Origin of the sequence: Sphingorhabdus sp. Alg231-15 (genome assembly GCF_900149705.1) — a bacterium.
Classification (GTDB): domain Bacteria; phylum Pseudomonadota; class Alphaproteobacteria; order Sphingomonadales; family Sphingomonadaceae; genus Parasphingorhabdus.
The window spans coordinates 1929852-1949723 of sequence record NZ_LT703001.1 but is presented as its reverse complement, the minus strand read 5'-3'; the positions used below and the strand labels follow the sequence as shown (position 1 = coordinate 1949723).

The window sequence follows — 19872 nt, the reverse complement described above, 5'->3', positions numbered from 1 at the left end:
CGATGTAAATCAGCCCACTAGCGCGACGCCGGTATAGAAACGATGCGCTCCGAATAAGACAGCGTAGAGCACCAGCGCGATCACCATGCCCATCACCTCACGGCCAACCGTTGCCGTCTCTGTTGGTTTGACCCAAACACCCTCGTTGCGGGAAACCGTGAAAATCGAGATTAGTGCCCATAGGCCGAGACCGCCAAAAAGTACGACTGAACGGCTGTCACCGTTTGCGATCAAATGGCCGGCGGCCCAGACCAGCATGCCGGTCAGCATCGGATGGCGTATGAACTGTTTGATCTGGGATTTGCCCTGCGCTGCGCCGAACAGGAAAATCGAAAAGACCATCAACAGCATATTGAGATGCCGGCCCCAGGTTGGCGGATCATAGACAAATTCATATTGAGCCGTGCGCCAGCCATAGATCATCAAGGCTATCGCAGCGACAATCAACAACGCCACAAGTCCTTGATGCGGGCCTTCTCCTATTTTCGTCCGAATGTTGGTTCTCAGGCCCGGAGCGACCGATTTGACAAGATGAACGATGCTCCAAAGCAACACGCCCGCGATCAATGCACCCATTTGAAATCTCCTGCTTTTGTGCTGTTCTAACTTGCTATAGACGGTAATGCTACTATTGGCGCAGAACCAAGAAAAATAAACGACCTAATTGATTGAACAGGACTATCTCATCGTGACCGACTATCGTGAAGCAGCACAGCAATCCAAAGCATGGCCTTTTGAAGAAGCCCGCAAATTGCTCAAACGCTATCGTGGTGAGCGCGGTGCGCCTGCGCCCAAGCCCGGTGGCGAGCCAATGTTGTTTGAAACCGGATATGGGCCATCCGGCCTGCCGCATATCGGTACGTTCAACGAAGTGTTGCGCACCACCATGGTCCGGCGCGCTTATGAGGTATTGACCGGCAACTCGACGCGGTTGATTGCCTTTTCCGATGATATGGACGGCTTTCGCAAAGTGCCGACCAATGTGCCCAATCAGGATATGCTAGCCGAGCATCTGCATAAGCCGCTGACACAGGTGCCGAACCCGTTTGACACAGAGTATGATAGTTTTGCGGCGCATAATAACGCAATGCTGCGCGCATTTCTTGATCGCTTTGGCTTTGACTATGAGTTTATGTCGTCAACCGAGCAATATACATCCGGTGCCTTTGACGAGACGCTGAAACTGGTGCTCGCGCGCAACCAGCAAATTCTCGACATCATGCTACCCACGCTCGGCAAGGAACGGCAGGCAACCTATTCACCCATCTTGCCGATCAGTCCGAAAACTGGCCATGTTCTGCAGGTCCCAGTCGAGATTGTCGATGCTGAGGCGGGCATTGTTCGGTTTGAAGATGACGGCCAGATGATTGAACATAACGCTCTCACCGGCGGCGCCAAACTGCAGTGGAAAGTCGACTGGGCGATGCGTTGGGTTGCTCTGGGCGTTGATTATGAAATGTACGGCAAGGATTTGACGGACAGCGGTGTGCAATCCGGCAAGATTGCCAAGGTGCTAGGCGCCCGCAAGCCTGACGGCCTGATCTATGAAATGTTTCTGGATGAAAAAGGCGAGAAGATTTCCAAATCGAAAGGCAATGGTCTGAGCCTGGAGGAATGGCTGCGCTATGGCTCCGAAAACAGCCTTGCTTTCTATATCTTCCGCGAACCCAAATCAGCCAAGCAGCTGCATATGGGTGTGATCCCAAAAGCTGTGGACGAGTATTTTCAGTTTCGCGCGAACTGGCATGAGCAGGCCCCTGACAAGCAATTGGGTAACGCTGTGCACCATGTCCACGGTGGAGATGTACCGTCCGATACAATTCCGGTGACTTTCGGGTTGCTGCTCAATCTGGTGGGTGTGATGGGCGACGCGGACCGAGAACAGATTTGGGGCTATTTGCGTCAATATGCGCCGGATGCGACGCCGGAGAAATATCCTGATCTGGATGAGTTGATCGGTAATGCGATGGCTTATCACAAGGATTTCATCGCGCCGACATTGCGGCGGCGGAAACCGGAAGGCGTCGAATTGGCCGCGCTGGAGCGGCTGGACAGCGAACTGGATGCGTTGCCTGACGATGCAGCGGCCGAGGACATCCAGACGATTGTCTATACAATCGGCAAAGAGGGCGGCTTCGACAATCTGCGTGACTGGTTCAAAGCGCTTTACGAGACCTTGCTGGGCAGCTCGCAAGGCCCGCGCATGGGCAGTTTCATCGCGCTCTATGGTGTCGACAATACACGCAAGCTGATCGCGGAGGCGCTGTCATGAATAGCGACATAAGAGGATATCATCTCGCACAGATTAATATCCTGCGTTTCAAACGGGAGAAAGATCATCCGGCCAATGGCGACTTTATGGATGCTCTTGACCCGGTAAACGCACTGGCGGACGAAGCGCCCGGATTTGTCTGGCGGTTGGTGGGTGAGGGCAATGATGCCGTCGATATTGATCCGGTTCCGGACGATCCGCGTCTGGCTGTGAACATGTCGGTTTGGGAAGATGTCCAGTCGCTCGGGGATTTTGTTTACAAAAATTCGGAACATCTTGCGATCATGCGCCGCCGCAAAGAATGGGCTGAGCATATTGATGTTTATCAAGCCTTATGGTGGATTCCGATCGGTCATATTCCTTCGGTGGAAGAAGGTTTGGGGAAAATCGACCTGCTAGAGCAGCATGGAGTGTCAGCCGACGCCTTCACTTTCCGCCAGCCGTTTGACGCGCCGGACGGAACGCCTGCTATTCCTGTTCTGGATGAATGCGCCTGATGATCGATATTTTCACAACTGGCGGAACGATCGACAAGATTTATTTCGATGCACTGTCGGAATATCATATCGGTCCGACTCCTTTACCCGACATATTGATGGAAAATAATGTCTATGTTCCGCACCGGGTGACGCAACTGATGCGCAAGGATAGTCTCGAGCTTACCGACGATGATCGGAAGGCAATTTATGACGCAGTGGCAGCCAGCGATGCGGACAAAATTCTCGTGACGCATGGCACTGATACGATGGTGCAGACCGGAATGGTCCTGGCGGATATAAAGAATAAAACCATCGTATTGACGGGTGCCATGCAGCCGGCAACCTTACGCAATAGCGATGCTGAATTTAATGTCGGCTTTGCACTGGCCGCTACCCAGACATTGCCACATGGCGTCTATATCGCGATGAACGGCGAAGTATTCGATCCTGCGATTACCAAGAAGGATCGCGACGCGCACCGTTTCATTCGCGCATAGGTTTCTGCAACCACGGGCTCCGGGCGATGGCTTTTGTGACATAGGGCATGGCCAACAGCATGGCCGCAATGGTTGCGATCATCACCAGATAAGCGACGGCACCATAAAAGGTGAGACCGGGCGCGGTCCACATCAGTAATACATCATTGCCACCCGGCACGGTTGCAGCACCAATACCCATCAGAAACCCGCCAGCCAGATTTGCAGCGGCCAGCTTCCACGTCCCGAATTGCGGATGGAATTTATTTTTCAACCAGCTGCTGAAAACTGCTCCAGCAAACAAAGCGATGACCGCAAGCTCGACCGTCATGCCGACGGACAGGCCCTGGCCAGCGATCAGACTATTGAGCACCGCCGCATAGGACCATTCCGGGCGCGTGCCATAGATAAGCGCGGCAGTGACACCGATCGTGAGCAAGGCGAGCATCGCCATGTTGCGTTTGACGATGATTAGCCAGAGACTGAGCAAAGATAGGGATGCAAAACCGAGCAGCACGGCCTGCTTGACGATACTGTCTTCGATTGCGGTTCGTCCGATCGCCACCACCGGGCCAAAGGGGTTAAGCGTCTCGACACGCAACAATAACATGGCGAGTGCCAGACCGACAAAGGTCAAGATATAGCTGAACTTGCCTGCCCCAATATAACCAACTGTGCCAACAAAACAGCCGCGATTAATGAGCGCCCCCACCCCCATGATTGCCGCGCCGAAAAACAGCTGCCAGCCAATTTCGATGTCGACAGGAATATGGGCCCGTCCGGAATATTGCAGAAGCAGAAACAATACCAGCCCAGCCCAGGATGCAACGATAAGCAAGCCGAACAACCAGTCCATCTTACCATCATCTATCCAGCGCATCGTAGCTGCAACGGTACAAGTTGCTGCCCGAACCAACGCAAAGCCAAGCAGAAAAGCCAAGGGAATGATCAGGAAGGCCGTCACCTAAATATCACTCTTTCCAGCTACATTCTCTGCAACCTCATCAAGATAGCGCGCATCACCCATAGCGACCGACAGGATCATTGCTCCTTGCAAGGCGGAAATAATATGAGGGGCGTTGAGATTTGAGGACGGCTCCGTTTCGGCCAGAGCTGTTTCTGTCCATGTCATAAGCCGCGTGAAATAGCTGTTCACCGCCTCTTGTACAGCAAGAGGTAACTGCGGACTAACCGATCCCAGGACCGCGCACAGGCAGCTGCTTTCACCTTCAGCATAGGCCGCTTGATAGGCGTTCACCAAGCGGGCGAGGCGATTTTTTACGGTATCGCTTGGTGCGTCTGGTGCACCCAGACTATCCAGCAAGTTTTCAGTATATCGTTCGACCACAGCCTTGCCGAGATCTTCCTTGTGCGGGAAATGATAGTGTACCGACGCACTTTTCATATCGAGCGCAGCAGCAATGTCGCGAAAGCTAAGCCCCGCAAAGCCGCCTTGGCGATAGCCGCGTTCGGCAATATCCAATATCTGTTCGCGCTTGCTAATCGTGCATGCTCCCACCTGTTTCGTTTACCTATCACAAGATAGGGGTTGATCAAGTGTGATTCCAGTGATACCTACCTATCGATAGGTAATTAGCAAGAAAGGCCCTGACCATGAAGATTTATGATTTTGAAGGTTTCCCCAATCCGGCGCGTGTTCGCATTGCGCTGAAAGAAAAAGGCTTGTTCGATCAAGTTGAATTCATCTCCATCAATGTACCCGAAGGCGAACATCGGAGACCTGAATTTGTGAAGAAGAATCCATCAGCGGCCGTGCCAGTGCTGGAACTGGACGACGGGACGACCATCTCGGAATGCAGTGCGATCACGGAATATATCGATAATCTGACCGATGAGCAGGAGCTGACCGGAAAAACGCCGAAAGAGCGCGGGGTGATCGCGATGATGCAGCGCCGCGCCGAGGCGGGATTGCTCGACGCGGTCGGCACCTATTTTCATCATGCTACGCCCGGACTGGGGGAAGCGATAGAAATCTATCAGTGCGCGGAATGGGGCAACCATCAAAAGGAACGGGCTGTCTCGACCATGTACTACCTTGATGGTGTGCTGGCTGAGCAAGCTTATCTTGCCGGCGATACGTTCTCGGTCGCCGACATTACGGCCTTTGCCGGTCTTGGTTTTGCCGATTTTGCTGGCGTCGAAACCCCTGCGGATTGTAAAAATCTTGCGCAGTGGCGCGCAAAGGTGGAAGCTCGTCCGAGCATTGCCGGTTGAATGGAGACTCGCAAATGAGAATCAACGCCGATTTCAATAAACCCGTGGTTCTTCGGCCCGAGGATATGCACTGGGTGCCTTCTCCCTTGGCAGGCGTCGAGCGCAAAATGCTGGACCGGGTAGGCGGTGAGGTCGCGCGCGCGACGTCATTGGTGCGCTATGCCCCTGGCAGCTATTTTGATCCGCACGTCCATAGCGGCGGTGAGGAATTTCTGGTTGTCGACGGCATATTCTCTGACGAGCATGGTAATTTTCCGGCGGGCACTTATGTGCGCAATCCGATCGGGACCAGTCACAAGCCGCATAGTCAGGACGGCTGTGTCATATTGGTGAAACTCCATCAATTTGACCAGGCAGATACTGCGCATTTTTCGCTCGATATCAACGCGCTGGAATTTGAAGACGGTGGTGCGCCCGGTGTGGATTTTGCCTGGTTACATCACTTTGAAGGAGAGGATGTAAAGATCGTAAGATGGGCGCCGGGCAGCAGCTATCCCGAGCATGTCCATGAAGGCGGTAGTGAAACCTACATACTGGAAGGCAGCCTGTCAGACGAACATGGTGATTATCCTACTGGCACATGGGATCGCACACCGCCGGGATGGATGCACACACCCTATAGTGAAGAGGGATGTCTGGCCTGGACAAAAACCGGCCATCTGACAGCTGAAAAACTTGGGAAATTTTCCGCCTAGGCTGTGGCGGGCCGGGTCACCTGTTTCAAAACATCCCGATATCCGCTCGCGATCGTCATTCGCTTGTCCAGGCCTGCCGCCAACAATAATGCGTGCGCCTTAGGCAGGTTATAGCACGGCACGCCCATGAACAGGTGATGCTCGCTATGATAGTTCACCCAATAGGGCGCGACCGTCGTGCGCTCAAGCAGGTTCGCATAAGTGGTTCGGGCGTGGGTGAACGGATCCCCGCTTCCCGTAGTGGTGCAGGCATGTTCGGCAATATTGCGAATACGCAAGACCAGCTGAAAGGTCGTGGCAAGTGCGATAATCCAAATAAGAAACGGAATGACCCCCAATGTGAGGAGGCTGACCGCCAGAACAATTAACTGGATCAGAATAAAGCGCCCGACCGTCCTTGTGGTGCGCATTGCTCCGTCCAAATCCGTTACCGGAGCTGAAACACCTGCGGCACCACCACGATTAAATGCCGTGCCGGCAGACGTGTCCCTCTTGCCATTGCCCTTGGCCGAGGGCGATCCCCGCAGCATTGCCTTCAGACCAAGCCACGCCGCTATCATCTGGCCGCTGCGCTGTTTCAAGAAAGTCTGCCCAGTCAAATCGCGAATAGCTTTGCGCTTCATGCTGGCTGGTGTCGTGGGAAACGGTTTTGACAACCCAAGATCAGGATCTTCCGGCTGTTGCGTATATTTGTGATGGGTCAGGTGATAGGCTCTGTAGCTGTGGAGGTCGCTTCCAGTCGCTGCGCCAGTCAGCCATTGTCCGACAAAATTGTTAATCTTACGATTGGGATGAAGCAGACCATGCGCGCCTTCGTGCATCAAGATTGAGAGACCCAATTGGCGCCCGCCGACAATAGCGACGGCAAAGGGGAAAGCGATGAGGCCCGCTAGCCAGTGCCAATCCCATAACAAGGCCGTACCCGCCAATATAGCCGCAATCGTCAACCAGCCATGCAGGGTCAACCAAAGGCCTCGCGAGGGTGATACACACGTCAAGCGCCCCCATTCATCGCGGGAAAAAACATCAGTAGGTCGGGCGGCTTTAACAACTGTCATGATCGCTATAATAGGCTAATTTCCGCCAAAAAGCCATCATTTTGCATGACCTGCAACAACCCAAGCATTCCGTACCGTAAATCGGCGTTGCAGGTCTTATCTGATGATCATTGGTGATTGGTCTTAGCGGCTACCATTCAACCTTTTGGCCGCTTGAACGCTAAAGTTCGACCAGACCATTTTCGATCGCATCGATCCGCTGACGCATAGCGGCGCCGGTGTCGCCATTATCTGTTGCGCAAACCAATGTACCGCCGCCTGCCGCCATCACCCGTTCAATATCGGGCCACATGGCATCGGGTGTTTTTGCATCCCGCCACATGCCGGCAATTTTCGGGTCCATCCGCCGCTCTCCGCCAAAACGCTCTGGTCGGGCCTTCGCACCATCCCAGATTTCGGTGTTGAGCAGGCCCGGGCATAATATTGTGGTTTCAATATCCTTGGCAGACAGCTCGCCGCGTAGCGCCTCGGCCACTGCCATGGTGCCGTGTTTGGTTGCGGCATAGAGCGGAAAGTCGCCCTCGGGCGCGCGCAGCGCTGCGGTCGAGGCGGTAATCCCAACATGGCGCGGATCGCCTTGCAGCAGGGGGACAAAGCATTGTGCCGTCCAGATCGCGCCGAGGATATTAACATCATAGGCCCAGCGCACCTGATCGGGCTTGCCTTCCAGGATCGATGCTCCAACGCCCACGCCTGCGTTGATCCAAAGCATCGCCAGATCGCTATAGTCCCGCGCGAACTGGTCAGCCGCCTCTGCGACAGCGGCACGGTCACTTATATCGAAAGCCATTGCAAAGGCGTTGCTGCCTATATTTTTCGCGACCTCTGCTGCGGCGTCTTCACGGATGTCCTGAACACAAACCGTCACACCCGCTTCTGCCAGTTTCAACGCGAGCATCTTGCCAATGCCATCACCGGCTCCGGTCACCAGAGCGGTGCGTCCGGCATAGCGAGACAATTTGCCCATTCCTTTACTCCTGTTGCAGTTCTTCTGCCAATCTTAGCATAAAGTCAGCGCCGCGCGAGAATTGATCGATGCTGATATATTCATTGGGCTGATGAGCCTGTTCAATCGATCCGGGTCCGCAAACCACGGTTGGAAAACCGGCCTGCTGAAACTGGCCCGCTTCGGCGGCATAGGAAACGACCCCGGCGGGCATATTGTCACCGGTAAGTTTGCGGACAAAGGCTTCTGCTTCCCGGGAACCCGATTGATCCAGTGGGGGAGCGTTGGACAGCTGTTCCACGCGGACGCCAGTGCCGGGAAAAGCTTCTTTCAGCTGCGCGTCGATGGCGGCTGCTTTTGCCTTGAATGGTTGCAAAATCATATCGGGGTCGACATCAGGAGGGCAGCGCAGATCAAAAACAAAATGCGCGCGACGGGCTAATATGTTGGCTGCAGTGCCGCCTTCCATCTTGCCGATCGTCAGCGTGGCATGTGGCGGTGTGAACGGAGAGTCGGTGTCGGCTTTCTCCCACAATTGCCGAGCCAGATCGGCAAGGTCATGCATCAGTTCGATTGCCACCATGTTCGCGGAAACGCCTAGATGAGTAAGGCTGCTATGTGCTTCATGACCCAGTATTTCCACTTCATGGACGCAGATGCCCTTGTGACCCGTGACAACCTTCATCATCGTCGGTTCGCCGATAATTGCCAGAGCAGGTTGCGGCAGGGTCGCGGCAATTTCCTCGATCATCGCCGGTGCGCCGAGACAGCCAACTTCCTCGTCATAGCTGATGGCCAGATGCACAGGACGCTTGCCTTGCTTCAGCATTGGGACGGCGGCGAGCGCGAGCGCTATGAAGCCTTTCATGTCGCATGTGCCACGCCCGTGTAGCAAGCCATCCTGCTCGGTCACGACAAACGGGTCGGTGGACCAATCCTGTCCATCCACCGGCACGACATCGCTATGACCGGATAATATGATGCCGCCTTCGACATCGGGACCTACAGTTGCGTAAAGATTGGCTTTGGATCCGTCGGCATTGCTGACGCGAGTCGAGCGAATCCCGTGTCCTGACAAATAGGTCTCGACCCAGCTGATCAATTCAAGATTGCTATTTCGGGACGTCGTATCGATGGAAATAAGCGAATCGAGGGTCGATAAAGCCGGTTCAAGTAACAGATTTGTCATAGCAATTACATAAACCTAGCATGAACAGAATGGAATCAGTTTAAAAAAAGCTTTATCTTTCAGCAGTTTTACAGCAAGTTACACAGACCTGTTTGGAGAGTTGAGGGAATCTGGTTAGGGCGACTTACCGGATGGTTAACCAAATGTTTAAAAAAAATTTTGTAAACCGGTCTGAGATCAAAGGTTCCAAATCGCTTATGAACAGAGACAATTCCGTAGAACAGGACCTGGACCTGCTGGCTGGACTGGCTGCGAAATTGCTCGCGACGCCAATAGCAACGATTACTCTGTACGATCATGATACTGAAAACGAATGTGCCACTACACGTAAAGTTTCGCATACTGCCGTGGCTTGCGATGCCGGATGGGCAGCCAACAATCCGGATATAGATATTGCACAATTGGGTAGTCCTCGAAGTGCGATGACTCAGCATCTGGGGCTTTATGCATCTGTCCCGCTGCGCAATGGCGATGGATCGACTATTGGCATGGTTGCTTGTGCTGATGACGAGGCACGGGATTTGACCGACAATGAATTGGGTGTTTTGAAGCATATCACGGCGCTAGCATCCGCCGTCATTCATGCTTAAAAATATTAACGCTGTCATTTAACAGATTCAGAATGGTGAAGAAGCGACGCTGACCTGATTTCAGGCGTCAATTTCCGATGATTGCAAGGCGGCTTTGCCGCGTGCGGTGATCATCGAGTCAAGAAACCGGGGTCCGGATCCCGATCCGGTCAAAAATGCCTCATAGAGGATCATGCCATTATCGCTAAGTGTTTGGACAGTGTCGACAAACAGCGCAGGATTGCTGCCTTTATCCTCTGACTCGATCACATCGGGAGTCATCGTAGCCGAGGACGGCCAGGCTTGGTTAAGCGATCCGAGAACATAGCGTTCTGTATCGGACAAGGTCGCTTCGGGGGAGTAAGCAGGTGTCATTTTCTATCGCAGACCAGATCAAATTAAGTATGCCCCACTCGCTTTGATTGCGTTAACCTTTATTAAACTAAAAAGTTAAAAAAGTGTTAACAGCGGGTTATCACTCGTTTGACTTTTTAGTCCATTTCTAGTGCTCTCACTATGCCGAAAAGCTAGGTTAAACCTGGCTCTTAAGGCTTTCGGCGCCTTATAATTTTTTGCTGCTATTTGGATAGCGAAGACGGTTGTTCTGCCCTTAACGCCAGACGAGTTGAATCAACAAACCGGATGTCTGAGTGATCCTTGCACGGGAAATTACCCACTTTTGTGCAGCAGAACATATTTGACATTTTTTGATATTAACATAGATATCTATATATTAGACAAGTATGGAGATTCGAATATGGTTTCACGAAGAAAAGTTCTGGTGACCGGGAGTGCATGGCTTGTGCTGCTGGGTGGCGGTCTCGGAGCATATGTTGGAACACGCTCAATTGCCAAGGCGCAGGAGCCATGGAAACGGGCTGCAACGGGTTTCGAAGATCCACGGCTTGACGCGCTGGCTTACGCTATCTTGGCGCCCAATCCACATAATCGCCAACCATGGCAGGTTCGTCTTCAAGGCGATGACGGCTTTACGGTCTATTGCGATCTGGAAAAACGCCTGCAGCATACTGACCCGCCCAATCGTCAGATTACGATTGGCTTTGGAACATTTCTTGAACTGTTCCGCCAGGCCGCCGCAGAAAAAGGATATCGTGCGGAAATCACCCCTTTCCCCGAAGGCGAGCCCGAACCGGTTCTCGATCGCCGCCCTATTGCGTCTGTAAAGCTTATCAGGGAACAATCGGTTCCACGCGATCCGCTATTCGGAACGATATTGAAGCGCCGCAGTACCAAGGAAGCCTTTGCTCCCCGCAGCGTTGACAAAGAGACATTTGCCAAGCTGCAGGCCATGGCATTTTCCGGGCAGCCAGAATTATCGTCATCACTTGCAACGACGAGCGATGCCGAGCGCGTTGCCAAATTGCGGGAACTCAACTGGAAGGCGTGGTCGGTAGAATATGATGTTGCGCGTACCCAAAAAGAGAGTGTCGATTTGATGCGGATCGGTGCGGCCGAGGTAAATGCCAATCCGGATGGCATTGATATGAGTGGACCAATGATGGAAGCGATGCGGCTGAGCGGCGTGGTCTCGCGCGAGGCGCTCGCGACCAAGGGGTCAACCGCTTATGAGTCCGGCATTTCCATGTATAAGGAGATACTGGATAGTACCAGCAGCTTCGGCTGGTTGATCTCGCCAGACAATAGCCGAACGACACAATTGCAGTCTGGTGCTGCTTGGGTTCGGATTAATCAGGCCGCTTCAGCCTTGGGGCTGGCCATGCATCCAGTCAGCCAGATATTGCAGGAATTTCCCGAAATGGCCGATCTTTACGATGAATATCATGATTATCTAGCTGTGGCGGCGCCGGCAAGGGTTCAGGGTTTCTTTCGCTTCGGCTATGCTCCTAACCCGGAAGCCTCACCCAGATGGCCGGTAGAATCACTCATCCTGAACGTCTAAAGGGAGTTATGACCAAAGATGCAGAAGCCAAGCCGGCAGGACTGGAAGGCGATCCGATTGAATTTGCAGTGATGACCGAAATAGGAATCATCAACCAGCTTGCTGATAACCTGTTCCAGGCGCATTTGCCCAAAGGTATGACCGTGGCGCAATTTTCGGTGCTCAACCATCTTCTGCGACTGAATGTCCGGGAAACCATCAGTGAGCTTGCCAGTGCCATGCAAGTCGCTCAGCCGACCATGTCATCAACCGTTCGCAAGCTGGAAGACAAGGGGCTGGTGGAATTGATCCACGAACCCGATGATCGCCGGATCAGACGGGTCGCCGTAACAGCGGCTGGAGCGCAGCTCAGAAATGATGCAGTGGCAGCGCTCGCACCCATGGCGAAGATACTGCGCCAAAATATTCCCGAAACAGACTGGCAGGCGATTTTGCCGCATTTAAACCGTATCAGGGTGTTTCTGGATCGCTTGCGAAGCTGACCTTGTTTCCACTCAGGAACCGACAGCCGTCTCTTTATCGTTTTTTGCTTCCAATGCCTTGGCTTCGGCCTCTTTCAGCAAAGCTTGTGCGCGTTCCGTCAAATTTGTCTGATGCGGGCTATGGGCAAGCGGACCGAGCGTATGGGCGGCCCAGTCATATTTCTTCTGCAAAATAAACTCGTTGGCCATCATCCAGCGTAATCCATTGTCATAAGGCGCCAGGTCCAATGCATGGGCAAGGCCATCTATAGCGATCATCGGCGGATCCATGCCCTGTTCCCGGTAGCTGCGATAAAATTGAATTAGTGGAATGGGATGATCATTTTCGATTTTGTTCAGCTTCACAAATTGTCGGCGCATTTTCTTCCATGCGGCGGCTTCGTCTTCTGCATCAGGAGCCAGTCGAGCCAACGCATAGCCTTTCTGGATATGTGCGTTGATCTCTTTAGGGTTTAGCACCAATGCACGGTCCGCTGCAGCGATTGCTTCGGCATTGTTTCCAGCATCATATTCTGCTTCGGCCAAGGCAGCGAGGACAGCGGGGTCATTTGGATGCTCCGCAGCAACTATCCTTGCTTCCAGCACGATCTCTGATGCTTGTTCGGTGTTCACGCCGCGTTTGGAACGGATCAGCAGGGGCATGATGTCTTCTTCGCCAGCGCGCAGCCTGCGTACATTAATCTTACCTGTTTTCAGAAGGTCTCCGGGAATATGATATGTCGTGATTTTGCGTTGTCGAAGGTAACGGTTGAGGTCTTTGTCCAACTGATCGAGATCGCCAAATGCACCTTTGGCTGCAGCCATTTCGTCTGCGCTCTGCGCAAGACGAGCAACATATTCTGACAGCTGCCCTTTTCGGTCCGGTGAGAAATGGAGCATATGATAGAGCGCCCAACTCTGCCCGTAAAAGGAATCATATCCTTTTGACTTTTTCTCGGCATATGCTTTGGTATCGAGGAGCAGCTCTATGGGTACGTCCTTGGCTAGTGCCAGTTCATAGGCGCGGCCCTTTGAGGAAAGACCGACGCTAACGCTTCCGTCTCCACCGAATTTGGCGGTGCCATAAAATTCCGCAAATCCCTCGTTAAGCCAGCGCGGATAGGTTCGAGCAGCTGATGCCATCAGGAAATGATGGGCATATTCGTGGAGCAGGATTAGCTCGGATTGCGACATCTCCGTACGCGAACTCTTGACCTTCGCTACAATTGCCAACGAGCCGCCAGCGCGCGGAATATAGAAGCCGCCGATATTCTTGACGTCCCCGCCATGAAGAGCGCGCACATCGCCAAGATTTTTTACGACATAGATGGTGACCCGATTGGACGGGCTGGGTTTTGTTGTCGGTCTATTGAACAGCAAGCGCATGGTGTCATGATAACGCTCCAGTCGGTCGGCAAATTTACGAACGGCCTTTTCACTCTGATTGGAATAGACGATGAAATGGTCGCTGCTGGCTTCATGCCAAGCCGCCTGAGCTGGCGCCACGAGCATCAATGAAAAAATGGCCAGAAGAAGAGAACGAAACATGTAATATTGCCCCTATATTGTATATTACACTAATCGGGGGTGGCTATACGGGCAACAGAGACTTTTGAATATCAATCGATTCATTCGAAAATCTTCCCGCCTCAACGGCCGAGGCCTGCAAGCTCCCTTCCCATAAAATCGATGAAGGCGCGCGCATGAGGCGCGATCAGTCTGCGAGAGGGAAAAGCGATGGAAACGGGTACTGAACGCGCATAATAGGCCGGGAGTATCCGTTGAAGGGATGGCGGTTCCGTCGATCGGTCCACCAATATATCCGGCAAAACTGCGATCATCGTCTCCGACTTTGCAAGTGCCATCAGTAGCCATGGGTTCATCGCGATCAATCGCGGTTTCAGATCGATCGTGTGATTTTCGCCTGCCTGATCAGTCAGGATCAATGATGGTGCGCTGCGCATACCGTGATGGAGAAGCGCTAGCGGTTTGTCGGCAAGCGTCCCGATATCCTCAATCGGTCCGAGACTGCGAAGCGTGCTGTCCGAAGCATAGAGGCTAGCCGTCACCATGCCAATATTCTTAGAGATCAGGCTTTGGTCCTGCGACGGTCCAACACGCAGGCCGACATCGAAGCCTTCGGCAATGAAGTCGACAGCTCTGTCGGAAAGATCAATGCTGAGATTGACCTCTGGATAGGTTTGAAGGAACGATCCGATGGCTGGTGCCAGCAAAGCCTGGCCCAAAATTGTCGGAGCGGTAACTTTCAAATCTCCTGCTATGCGTTCGGAGGTGCGCGCCAGTATTGTTTCTACGCTCTGCGCTTCCTCCACCATACGCCGGGCATGGTCCAAGATTGCCAGAACGGCCTCGGTCGTATTCACTGACCGGCTGCTCCGCGTAAAAAGTTTTACACCGGCTCGCTCCTCCATCTTCTGTAAGCGCCGACTGAAAGAGGCTGCCGGCATATGTAATGATGCCGCCGCTGCCTTGAAGTTGAGGTGACGTTCAAGGGCGATCAATACTTGCGCATCGATGATTTCTGCAATGATCATACCGGTTTCAACAATGCTGCGATCTGAAGCTGTTCATGGATTTCCCGCTGTCTGAGGGTCAATATTCCACAGTGGATATAGGGCTTTAACACCCAATAACCAGTGTTGATCAATTCATGAAATGGAGAATATTCATAATGACCCTTCCAACTTCCGAACTCACACCCGACAATTGTGCCTTTCTCATGATTGATCATCAAGTCGGGTTATTCCAGTTCCTGACCTCGATGGAGCCGCTGCACCTGAAGAATAACATTCTTGGTCATGCAAAGACAGCAAAGGCATTTGATATCCCGGTCATTATGGGGACGAGCTGGCCGCTTGGACCCAATGGCCCGACAATGCCGGAGCTGGTCGAAGTGTTTCCGGATGTCGAAATTATAGATCGACCCTTTGTGAACTTCTGGAATGACGAATCCTCGCGAAAAGCGGTTCAAGCAACTGGGCGCAAGAAGCTCGTCATCTCCGGTCTCGCTACCGAAGTCTGTGCAGCATTCCCTGCGATTTCGGCGCTGCGTGAAGGCTATGAAGTCTATGTTGTGATCGACGCTTGCGCCGATTTCAATAAAGAGATTACCGAGATTACAACCCAGCGACTCGCTGCTGCGGGGGCCATAGTAACAACTTGGGTGGCGGTGCTTGCAGAGTTATGTGCCAATACCCAGGTCAACGGCGCCCATATTGGCACGCTTCTCGCCCACCACATGCCGCAATATTATGCTGCGATGAACAATTTTCTCGCGACCGCCGAGCATGCTGACGAAGTCGCCAAAGGGGTAGGACTTACCGGCCATCCACCAATTCAATAAAGACCAGCAGATACGCAAAGGCGCTCGACAGCAATTGCTAAGCTGTCGAGCGCCTAAAAATTATAAAGCCCAAGAGACAGGCGAGGCTTTAGCTCTGGGTAACGATCCAGTCGTCGATTTTCTTCTCCAGCACGGTCATAGGCAAAGAGCCGGTGTTCAGTACTTGATCATGAAACTCGCGTGGATCGAATTTGTCACCGAGACTGTCCTGCGCTTTTTTCTTCAGCCGCTGAATGGTCAGAGCGCCGATTTTGTAGGCGAGTGCCTGTGACGGGATCGCAATATAGCGTTCGACTTCGGCGGTCGCATCGGTTTTACCCATGCTGCTATTGTCCAGCATGTACTGGATGGCCTGTTCGCGCGTCCATTTCTTGCTGTGCAGGCCGGTATCAACCACCAGCCGCATGGCGCGGAGCATTTCGTCGTCGAGATGGCCGAAACGCTGGTAGGGATCATCGAACATTCCCATCGGAAAGCCCAGCTTCTCGGAATAAAGCGCCCAGCCTTCGACAAAGGCAGTATTACCGCCAAAGCGCATGAACTTGGGTAAAGCCTCATTTTCCTGTGCCAGCGAAATCTGGAAATGGTGACCGGGTGCGCCTTCATGAAGGTAGAGCGTGGTCATGCCGGATGTATTGCGGGACGGCAGATCATAGGCGTTGAAATAGAATACGCCGGGACGCGAACCGTCCGGGGTGCCGCTCTGGTAAGAACCGCCGGCCTGAAACTTTTCAATCGACTCATCATAAGGGCGGATCTCAAGAGGAGATTTTGGCAGCACCTTGAATTGGGTCGCGATCACCTTGTCGACTTCCTTGCCAAGATCATAATAGCCCTGCGTCAAAGCCTCACGGGATTCCGGGTGAAATTTCGGGTCGGTGCGCAAGTGAGTGAAAAATTCGGACAAGGTGCCCTTGAAACCGACTTCGTCTTTAATCGCTTCCATTTCAGTCTTGATCCGGGCGACTTCGCTAACGCCAAGTTTATGGATATAGTCGGCTTCCAGTGGCAGCGTTGTCGTGCCCTCGATGAGATGTTTGTACATCACGTCGCCGCCTTTCATGTAAGACAGGCCAACGCCTTCGCGGGCGACCGGCAGATATTCGTTTTTCAGGAAATCATGCATGGTCTGATAAGAGGCGAATATCTTCGTGGTCATCGCTTCATATTCAGCGGTCAAGCGGGTTTTGTCCGCTTCGCTGAAATCTTCCGGAAATGCTTTGGTAGGCGCCATGAACGGACTGTTTTCGAGGCCCAGTCCAATTTGTGTGGCGAGCTGCTCGACCACATTGCCAACAGTCAGCTTGGTTTCCACCACGCCGCTGTCCATGCCCTGACGGAACCGGCCAACCGAACGGTCGATTAGCGTGATAAACTCGGCATGCCGTTTCAGATTGTCTTCGTAATTTTTGACCGTCTTGAACGGTGCCGCACCCTTGCCGGACGCAAAGGTTGGGTAGAAAGTGTGAAAGCCGCTAAAATGATTGAGCGGGCGGACAACGGTCAGGTCCATAATCTCTTTGGACATGCCTTTGATCGCCTGTTTCTTGTTCCGCATGAAAACGTCATAGGCAATCTTGTCGGTGACACTCAGTTTGCTGCGGTCAATCGCCGTCAACGCGGCCAGCTCCTTTTCTTCTGCAGCCAGTTCGGCAGCGAAATATTCGTCGCTGATATAGTCACCCAGACGATCGGCATAGCGCTCGTCACCTCGGAACAGGCCACCAATAGGATTGCGCCGTAAACTGTCTTCATCACTCTGTGCGAAAAGCTGCTTTAACTTTTCACTCTCTGTGGTCGCGCGCACGGTTTTCTTTTGGGTGGTATCCTCTTGTGCTGCCGCTGTGCTGGCGATGGATACGTTGTGGGCGTGGGCGGCCGAGGTGGCGGCCAGCAGACTCGCACCCGCAAGGAGAACAAGAGACTTTTTGATCATGATATTTCCCTAATTTTAAAAGCTGTTATGCACGGCTAACACGCCTTGGTTTCACCTGCAACGATTGCCGATGTCGTTGGTCGAAAGGAGTCGGTCGTTGATCTTCGATTCTGTGTCGGTCGTTGCCCAACCTCGTGCAGTCAAGTGTGCTTACTGTTTCCAGCGCCCTTTCCAACGATTGAGGCGAAACCACTTGGTGATGATGTATTTTGTACCTTTGACGACTGGCGTTCCGGCATGCAGTGTATTGAGATTGGGCCGACCATCCAGTCCCATATTGTTCCACACCAGCAGCATGCCCTTCCGCGGCTCAACCTGATAGTCGAGCTGAGGGAAAGCGGTGGCCCCGCCTTCTTCCGGTTCATTTAGATACGCCATGGCGGTCCAGCTGCGCTGCCCTCCGTTTGTCGCTTCAACCTTGGTCCAATAGTCTTCGGTCTCGTGAAAGAAATCGTGATGATCCTTAAACTCCTGACCAACCTCGTAGCGTTGCCCTTGCAGGACCTCGCTATGCGAATTTTCCAGTCCCATGAGGTCGCAGATGGATTGCTCGATGCGCTGGATGTCCTTGTCATGCGCGCTGACATTGCAGCTATAGCTTGTCCGATAACCATCGCGCTCTGTTCCGGTATAGAGGCTGGAGGGAACGGCTTGGTCATCGATCATGTCGATCAATAACGCACAATCCTTGTCGGTCAGAAAATTCTGACACACGAACAGCTGTGCATACGGGCTTTCCAGCCACTGGACATGAGGATGGGCATTGAGCCGATCAGTAACGGACCGAGTGATCTCGGCCAGTCGCTTGGGGCTGTTGTTGCGGGTTGCTTTAGTCTTGATGGCAGGCGCGTTCATAGGTCTTAGTCAATCACCCGGCCGCGAACCATGACCCAGTCGATATTTTCCAGCACGGTGACATCCTCAAGCGGATTGCCATCAAAGGCAATAAGATCAGCCGAATAGCCAGTAGCAAGACGGCCGATTTGCTCTTCCATGCCAAGCACCTTGGCGGCTAAGGTCGTTGCGCTTATCACCGCTTCACGGGGTGTCAGGCCATGGCGGACCATTAGCGCAAACTCTTCCGCGTTACGGCCATGACCAAATACGCCGGCGTCGGTCCCAAAGGCGACGGGAACACCCATGTCTTTCGCCATGGTAACGGCCTTGCCAACGCTGCCCAATGTCTCTCGAATCTTGTTCTCGACAACGGGCGTATAAATGCCTTTGCCCAATCCCTCGCTCACGCCCTGGAATGCCATCAGGGTGGGGACGAGTGCAGAGCCATTGGCTTTCATCGCTTTGAGCGCGGCTTCATCGGCAAAAGTGCCATGATCAATGGTGTCGATACCGGCCCGCGCTGCCGCTTCAATTCCGCGCGCACCGTGTGCGTGCGCCATGACTTTCAGGCCAAGCGAATGTGCCGTATCCGCAATGGATGTCATTTCCGCATCGGTAAAATGTGCTTCCAGGCCTCGACCTTGTTGGGAGAGCACGCCGCCGGTTGCGGTAATCTTGATAATGTCCGATCCCGCGCGAGAGGCTTTGCGTACCTTCTCCGCGCACTGTATCGGGCCAGTACAGCTATAGCCGCTAGCCAGTGCATCGTTAATATCTTCCTTGAAACCGGTCGTATCGCCATGACCGCCGACAATCGCGAGGGCGGGACCCGCGGCGATAATCCGTGGCCCAGGAATGACCCCCTCAGCGGTCCCTTTGCGGAGCGAGAAGGCGGAATATTGCGAAGAACCTGCTTCGCGAACGGTTGTGAAGCCGGCTTTGGCTGTAACCAGAGCATTTTTTGCACCAACCACTACGCCCCATTCGGCCGGTTCCGTGGCCTGTTTCCAGAAATCTCCGCCAGGATCGCCGGTCAAGTGGACGTGTAGGTCAATGAGGCCGGGCATGACGGTTTTGTCAGACATATCGACAATGGTGACGTGCTTTTCCGGTGCGGAAGGCACCACAGACCCCGAGGCAATATCGATAATTTTCCCGCCACTGACGGTGATCGTTGCCGGACCGGAAGCACCTTTGGCCGGATCGGCGATCAGATTGCCGACTTTGATGATGGTGACCGGTGTCATCGGTTTCTCTTCCGCTGCCACTGCTGGAGCTGCAATACCCAGTGCCGCAATTGCAATTAGATGCCGGATCATATCTCAATCGTCCCCTATAGATGTTTTTACCTGTGTGCGACGAGCGGCAGGGTGTTTCAAGGGAAATATGGATCAAGGCCCGCAATCATCTCTGATTACGGGCCTTGCCTAAGGA

General features: G+C 53.3%; 21 protein-coding genes. 9 read left to right on the top strand and 12 right to left on the bottom strand.

The annotated features are described in order from the left end of the window. Positions 1 to 9: 9 nt before the first annotated feature. Positions 10 to 576: an NnrU family protein gene (locus DG177_RS09640; RefSeq protein ID WP_108811276.1), complete on the bottom strand. Its 567-nt coding sequence runs from the start codon at positions 574 to 576 to the stop codon at positions 10 to 12. Positions 577 to 688: 112 nt separating this feature from the next. Between DG177_RS09640 and DG177_RS09635 the strand changes: the two genes are divergently transcribed. Genes DG177_RS09635 through DG177_RS09625 form a run of 3 tightly spaced genes read left to right on the top strand, consistent with a single transcriptional unit; the run spans position 689 to position 3248 of the window. After that, on the top strand, positions 689 to 2272 hold the full coding sequence (locus DG177_RS09635) for a lysine--tRNA ligase (protein WP_108812907.1): 1584 nt from the start codon (positions 689 to 691) through the stop codon (positions 2270 to 2272). Then, complete coding sequence (locus tag DG177_RS09630) at positions 2269 to 2769, top strand: DUF3291 domain-containing protein (RefSeq protein WP_108811275.1); 501 nt, start codon at positions 2269 to 2271, stop codon at positions 2767 to 2769. The genes DG177_RS09635 and DG177_RS09630 overlap by 4 nt, the downstream gene beginning before the upstream one ends. Then, on the top strand, positions 2769 to 3248 hold the full coding sequence (locus DG177_RS09625; RefSeq protein ID WP_108812906.1) for an asparaginase domain-containing protein: 480 nt from the start codon (positions 2769 to 2771) through the stop codon (positions 3246 to 3248). Before DG177_RS09630 ends, DG177_RS09625 begins: the two co-directional genes overlap by 1 nt. Here the strand turns inward: DG177_RS09625 and DG177_RS09620 are convergent. After that, positions 3235 to 4191, bottom strand: a complete 957-nt coding sequence (locus DG177_RS09620; protein WP_108811274.1) for a YeeE/YedE thiosulfate transporter family protein — start codon at positions 4189 to 4191, stop codon at positions 3235 to 3237. The two genes, DG177_RS09625 and DG177_RS09620, sit on opposite strands and share 14 nt — an antisense overlap. Next, complete coding sequence (locus DG177_RS09615; RefSeq protein WP_108811273.1) at positions 4192 to 4746, bottom strand: TetR family transcriptional regulator; 555 nt, start codon at positions 4744 to 4746, stop codon at positions 4192 to 4194. Positions 4747 to 4841: 95 nt separating this feature from the next. On the opposite strand from DG177_RS09615, the gene DG177_RS09610 reads away from it, so the two are divergent. Together DG177_RS09610 and DG177_RS09605 are read left to right on the top strand one after the other, a co-directional pair. Further along, positions 4842 to 5462: a glutathione S-transferase N-terminal domain-containing protein gene (locus DG177_RS09610; RefSeq protein ID WP_108811272.1), complete on the top strand. Its 621-nt coding sequence runs from the start codon at positions 4842 to 4844 to the stop codon at positions 5460 to 5462. Positions 5463 to 5476: 14 nt separating this feature from the next. Beyond that, on the top strand, positions 5477 to 6157 hold the full coding sequence (locus DG177_RS09605; RefSeq protein WP_108811271.1) for a cupin domain-containing protein: 681 nt from the start codon (positions 5477 to 5479) through the stop codon (positions 6155 to 6157). Here the strand turns inward: DG177_RS09605 and DG177_RS09600 are convergent. The 3 genes from DG177_RS09600 to argE all read right to left on the bottom strand — a co-directional run bounded on the left by DG177_RS09600 (position 6154) and on the right by argE (position 9350). After that, positions 6154 to 7215, bottom strand: coding sequence for a fatty acid desaturase (locus DG177_RS09600; protein WP_108811270.1), 1062 nt, complete (start codon positions 7213 to 7215; stop codon positions 6154 to 6156). The genes DG177_RS09605 and DG177_RS09600 overlap by 4 nt on opposite strands. A gap of 160 nt (positions 7216 to 7375) precedes the next feature. Further along, entirely contained in the window at positions 7376 to 8182 is an 807-nt protein-coding gene (locus DG177_RS09595; RefSeq protein ID WP_108811269.1) for an SDR family NAD(P)-dependent oxidoreductase, read from the bottom strand. 4 nt (positions 8183 to 8186) lie between these two features. Further along, positions 8187 to 9350 (bottom strand): acetylornithine deacetylase, encoded by a 1164-nt coding sequence (gene argE / locus DG177_RS09590; protein WP_108811268.1) that lies wholly within the window; start codon positions 9348 to 9350, stop codon positions 8187 to 8189. A 197-nt stretch (positions 9351 to 9547) separates the two neighbouring features. On the opposite strand from argE, the gene DG177_RS09585 reads away from it, so the two are divergent. Further along, positions 9548 to 9940, top strand: coding sequence for a GAF domain-containing protein (locus DG177_RS09585; RefSeq protein ID WP_337658700.1), 393 nt, complete (start codon positions 9548 to 9550; stop codon positions 9938 to 9940). Between the two features lie 60 nt (positions 9941 to 10000). Here the strand turns inward: DG177_RS09585 and DG177_RS09580 are convergent, their stop codons facing one another. Beyond that, positions 10001 to 10294: a hypothetical protein gene (locus tag DG177_RS09580; RefSeq protein ID WP_108811266.1), complete on the bottom strand. Its 294-nt coding sequence runs from the start codon at positions 10292 to 10294 to the stop codon at positions 10001 to 10003. Positions 10295 to 10676: 382 nt separating this feature from the next. Here DG177_RS09580 and DG177_RS09575 point away from each other — a divergent pair, with 382 nt between their 5' ends. After that, on the top strand, positions 10677 to 11840 hold the full coding sequence (locus tag DG177_RS09575) for an Acg family FMN-binding oxidoreductase (RefSeq protein WP_337658699.1): 1164 nt from the start codon (positions 10677 to 10679) through the stop codon (positions 11838 to 11840). Between the two features lie 8 nt (positions 11841 to 11848). Next, positions 11849 to 12322 (top strand): MarR family winged helix-turn-helix transcriptional regulator, encoded by a 474-nt coding sequence (locus tag DG177_RS09570; protein ID WP_337658698.1) that lies wholly within the window; start codon positions 11849 to 11851, stop codon positions 12320 to 12322. 12 nt (positions 12323 to 12334) lie between these two features. On the opposite strand, the gene DG177_RS09565 is transcribed toward DG177_RS09570, so the two are convergent. Both DG177_RS09565 and DG177_RS09560 read right to left on the bottom strand, forming a co-directional pair. After that, positions 12335 to 13849 carry a hypothetical protein gene (locus DG177_RS09565; protein WP_108811263.1) on the bottom strand — a complete coding sequence of 505 codons (1515 nt, stop codon included), beginning with the start codon at positions 13847 to 13849 and terminating at the stop codon, positions 12335 to 12337. Positions 13850 to 13950: 101 nt separating this feature from the next. After that, on the bottom strand, positions 13951 to 14856 hold the full coding sequence (locus tag DG177_RS09560; protein ID WP_108811262.1) for a LysR substrate-binding domain-containing protein: 906 nt from the start codon (positions 14854 to 14856) through the stop codon (positions 13951 to 13953). Positions 14857 to 14993: 137 nt separating this feature from the next. Between DG177_RS09560 and DG177_RS09555 the strand changes: the two genes are divergently transcribed. Beyond that, entirely contained in the window at positions 14994 to 15665 is a 672-nt protein-coding gene (locus DG177_RS09555; protein ID WP_337658697.1) for a hydrolase, read from the top strand. A gap of 88 nt (positions 15666 to 15753) precedes the next feature. On the opposite strand, the gene DG177_RS09550 is transcribed toward DG177_RS09555, so the two are convergent. The 3 genes from DG177_RS09550 to DG177_RS09540 form a co-directional block, all read right to left on the bottom strand. Then, positions 15754 to 17601 carry a DUF885 domain-containing protein gene (locus DG177_RS09550; protein WP_337658696.1) on the bottom strand — a complete coding sequence of 616 codons (1848 nt, stop codon included), beginning with the start codon at positions 17599 to 17601 and terminating at the stop codon, positions 15754 to 15756. Positions 17602 to 17751: 150 nt separating this feature from the next. After that, positions 17752 to 18456 (bottom strand): 2OG-Fe(II) oxygenase, encoded by a 705-nt coding sequence (locus tag DG177_RS09545; protein ID WP_108811259.1) that lies wholly within the window; start codon positions 18454 to 18456, stop codon positions 17752 to 17754. 5 nt (positions 18457 to 18461) lie between these two features. Continuing rightward, positions 18462 to 19757, bottom strand: coding sequence for an amidohydrolase family protein (locus tag DG177_RS09540; RefSeq protein ID WP_108811258.1), 1296 nt, complete (start codon positions 19755 to 19757; stop codon positions 18462 to 18464). Positions 19758 to 19872 lie beyond the last annotated feature (115 nt).

Bases quoted from the DNA above. Each gene is read 5' to 3' on its own strand.
- DG177_RS09640 (WP_108811276.1), bottom strand. From the start codon at position 576: ATGGGTGCATTGATCGCGGGCGTGTTGCTTTGGAGCATCGTTCATCTT.
- DG177_RS09630 (WP_108811275.1), top strand. From the start codon at position 2,269: ATGAATAGCGACATAAGAGGATATCATCTCGCACAGATTAATATCCTG.
- DG177_RS09625 (WP_108812906.1), top strand. From the start codon at position 2,769: ATGATCGATATTTTCACAACTGGCGGAACGATCGACAAGATTTATTTC.
- DG177_RS09610 (WP_108811272.1), top strand. From the start codon at position 4,842: ATGAAGATTTATGATTTTGAAGGTTTCCCCAATCCGGCGCGTGTTCGC.
- DG177_RS09605 (WP_108811271.1), top strand. From the start codon at position 5,477: ATGAGAATCAACGCCGATTTCAATAAACCCGTGGTTCTTCGGCCCGAG.
- DG177_RS09600 (WP_108811270.1), bottom strand. From the start codon at position 7,215: ATGACAGTTGTTAAAGCCGCCCGACCTACTGATGTTTTTTCCCGCGAT.
- DG177_RS09595 (WP_108811269.1), bottom strand. From the start codon at position 8,182: ATGGGCAAATTGTCTCGCTATGCCGGACGCACCGCTCTGGTGACCGGA.
- argE (WP_108811268.1), bottom strand. From the start codon at position 9,350: ATGACAAATCTGTTACTTGAACCGGCTTTATCGACCCTCGATTCGCTT.
- DG177_RS09585 (WP_337658700.1), top strand. From the start codon at position 9,548: ATGAACAGAGACAATTCCGTAGAACAGGACCTGGACCTGCTGGCTGGA.
- DG177_RS09580 (WP_108811266.1), bottom strand. From the start codon at position 10,294: ATGACACCTGCTTACTCCCCCGAAGCGACCTTGTCCGATACAGAACGC.
- DG177_RS09575 (WP_337658699.1), top strand. From the start codon at position 10,677: ATGGTTTCACGAAGAAAAGTTCTGGTGACCGGGAGTGCATGGCTTGTG.
- DG177_RS09570 (WP_337658698.1), top strand. From the start codon at position 11,849: ATGACCAAAGATGCAGAAGCCAAGCCGGCAGGACTGGAAGGCGATCCG.
- DG177_RS09565 (WP_108811263.1), bottom strand. From the start codon at position 13,849: ATGTTTCGTTCTCTTCTTCTGGCCATTTTTTCATTGATGCTCGTGGCG.
- DG177_RS09560 (WP_108811262.1), bottom strand. From the start codon at position 14,856: ATGATCATTGCAGAAATCATCGATGCGCAAGTATTGATCGCCCTTGAA.
- DG177_RS09555 (WP_337658697.1), top strand. From the start codon at position 14,994: ATGACCCTTCCAACTTCCGAACTCACACCCGACAATTGTGCCTTTCTC.
- DG177_RS09550 (WP_337658696.1), bottom strand. From the start codon at position 17,601: ATGATCAAAAAGTCTCTTGTTCTCCTTGCGGGTGCGAGTCTGCTGGCC.
- DG177_RS09545 (WP_108811259.1), bottom strand. From the start codon at position 18,456: ATGAACGCGCCTGCCATCAAGACTAAAGCAACCCGCAACAACAGCCCC.
- DG177_RS09540 (WP_108811258.1), bottom strand. From the start codon at position 19,757: ATGATCCGGCATCTAATTGCAATTGCGGCACTGGGTATTGCAGCTCCA.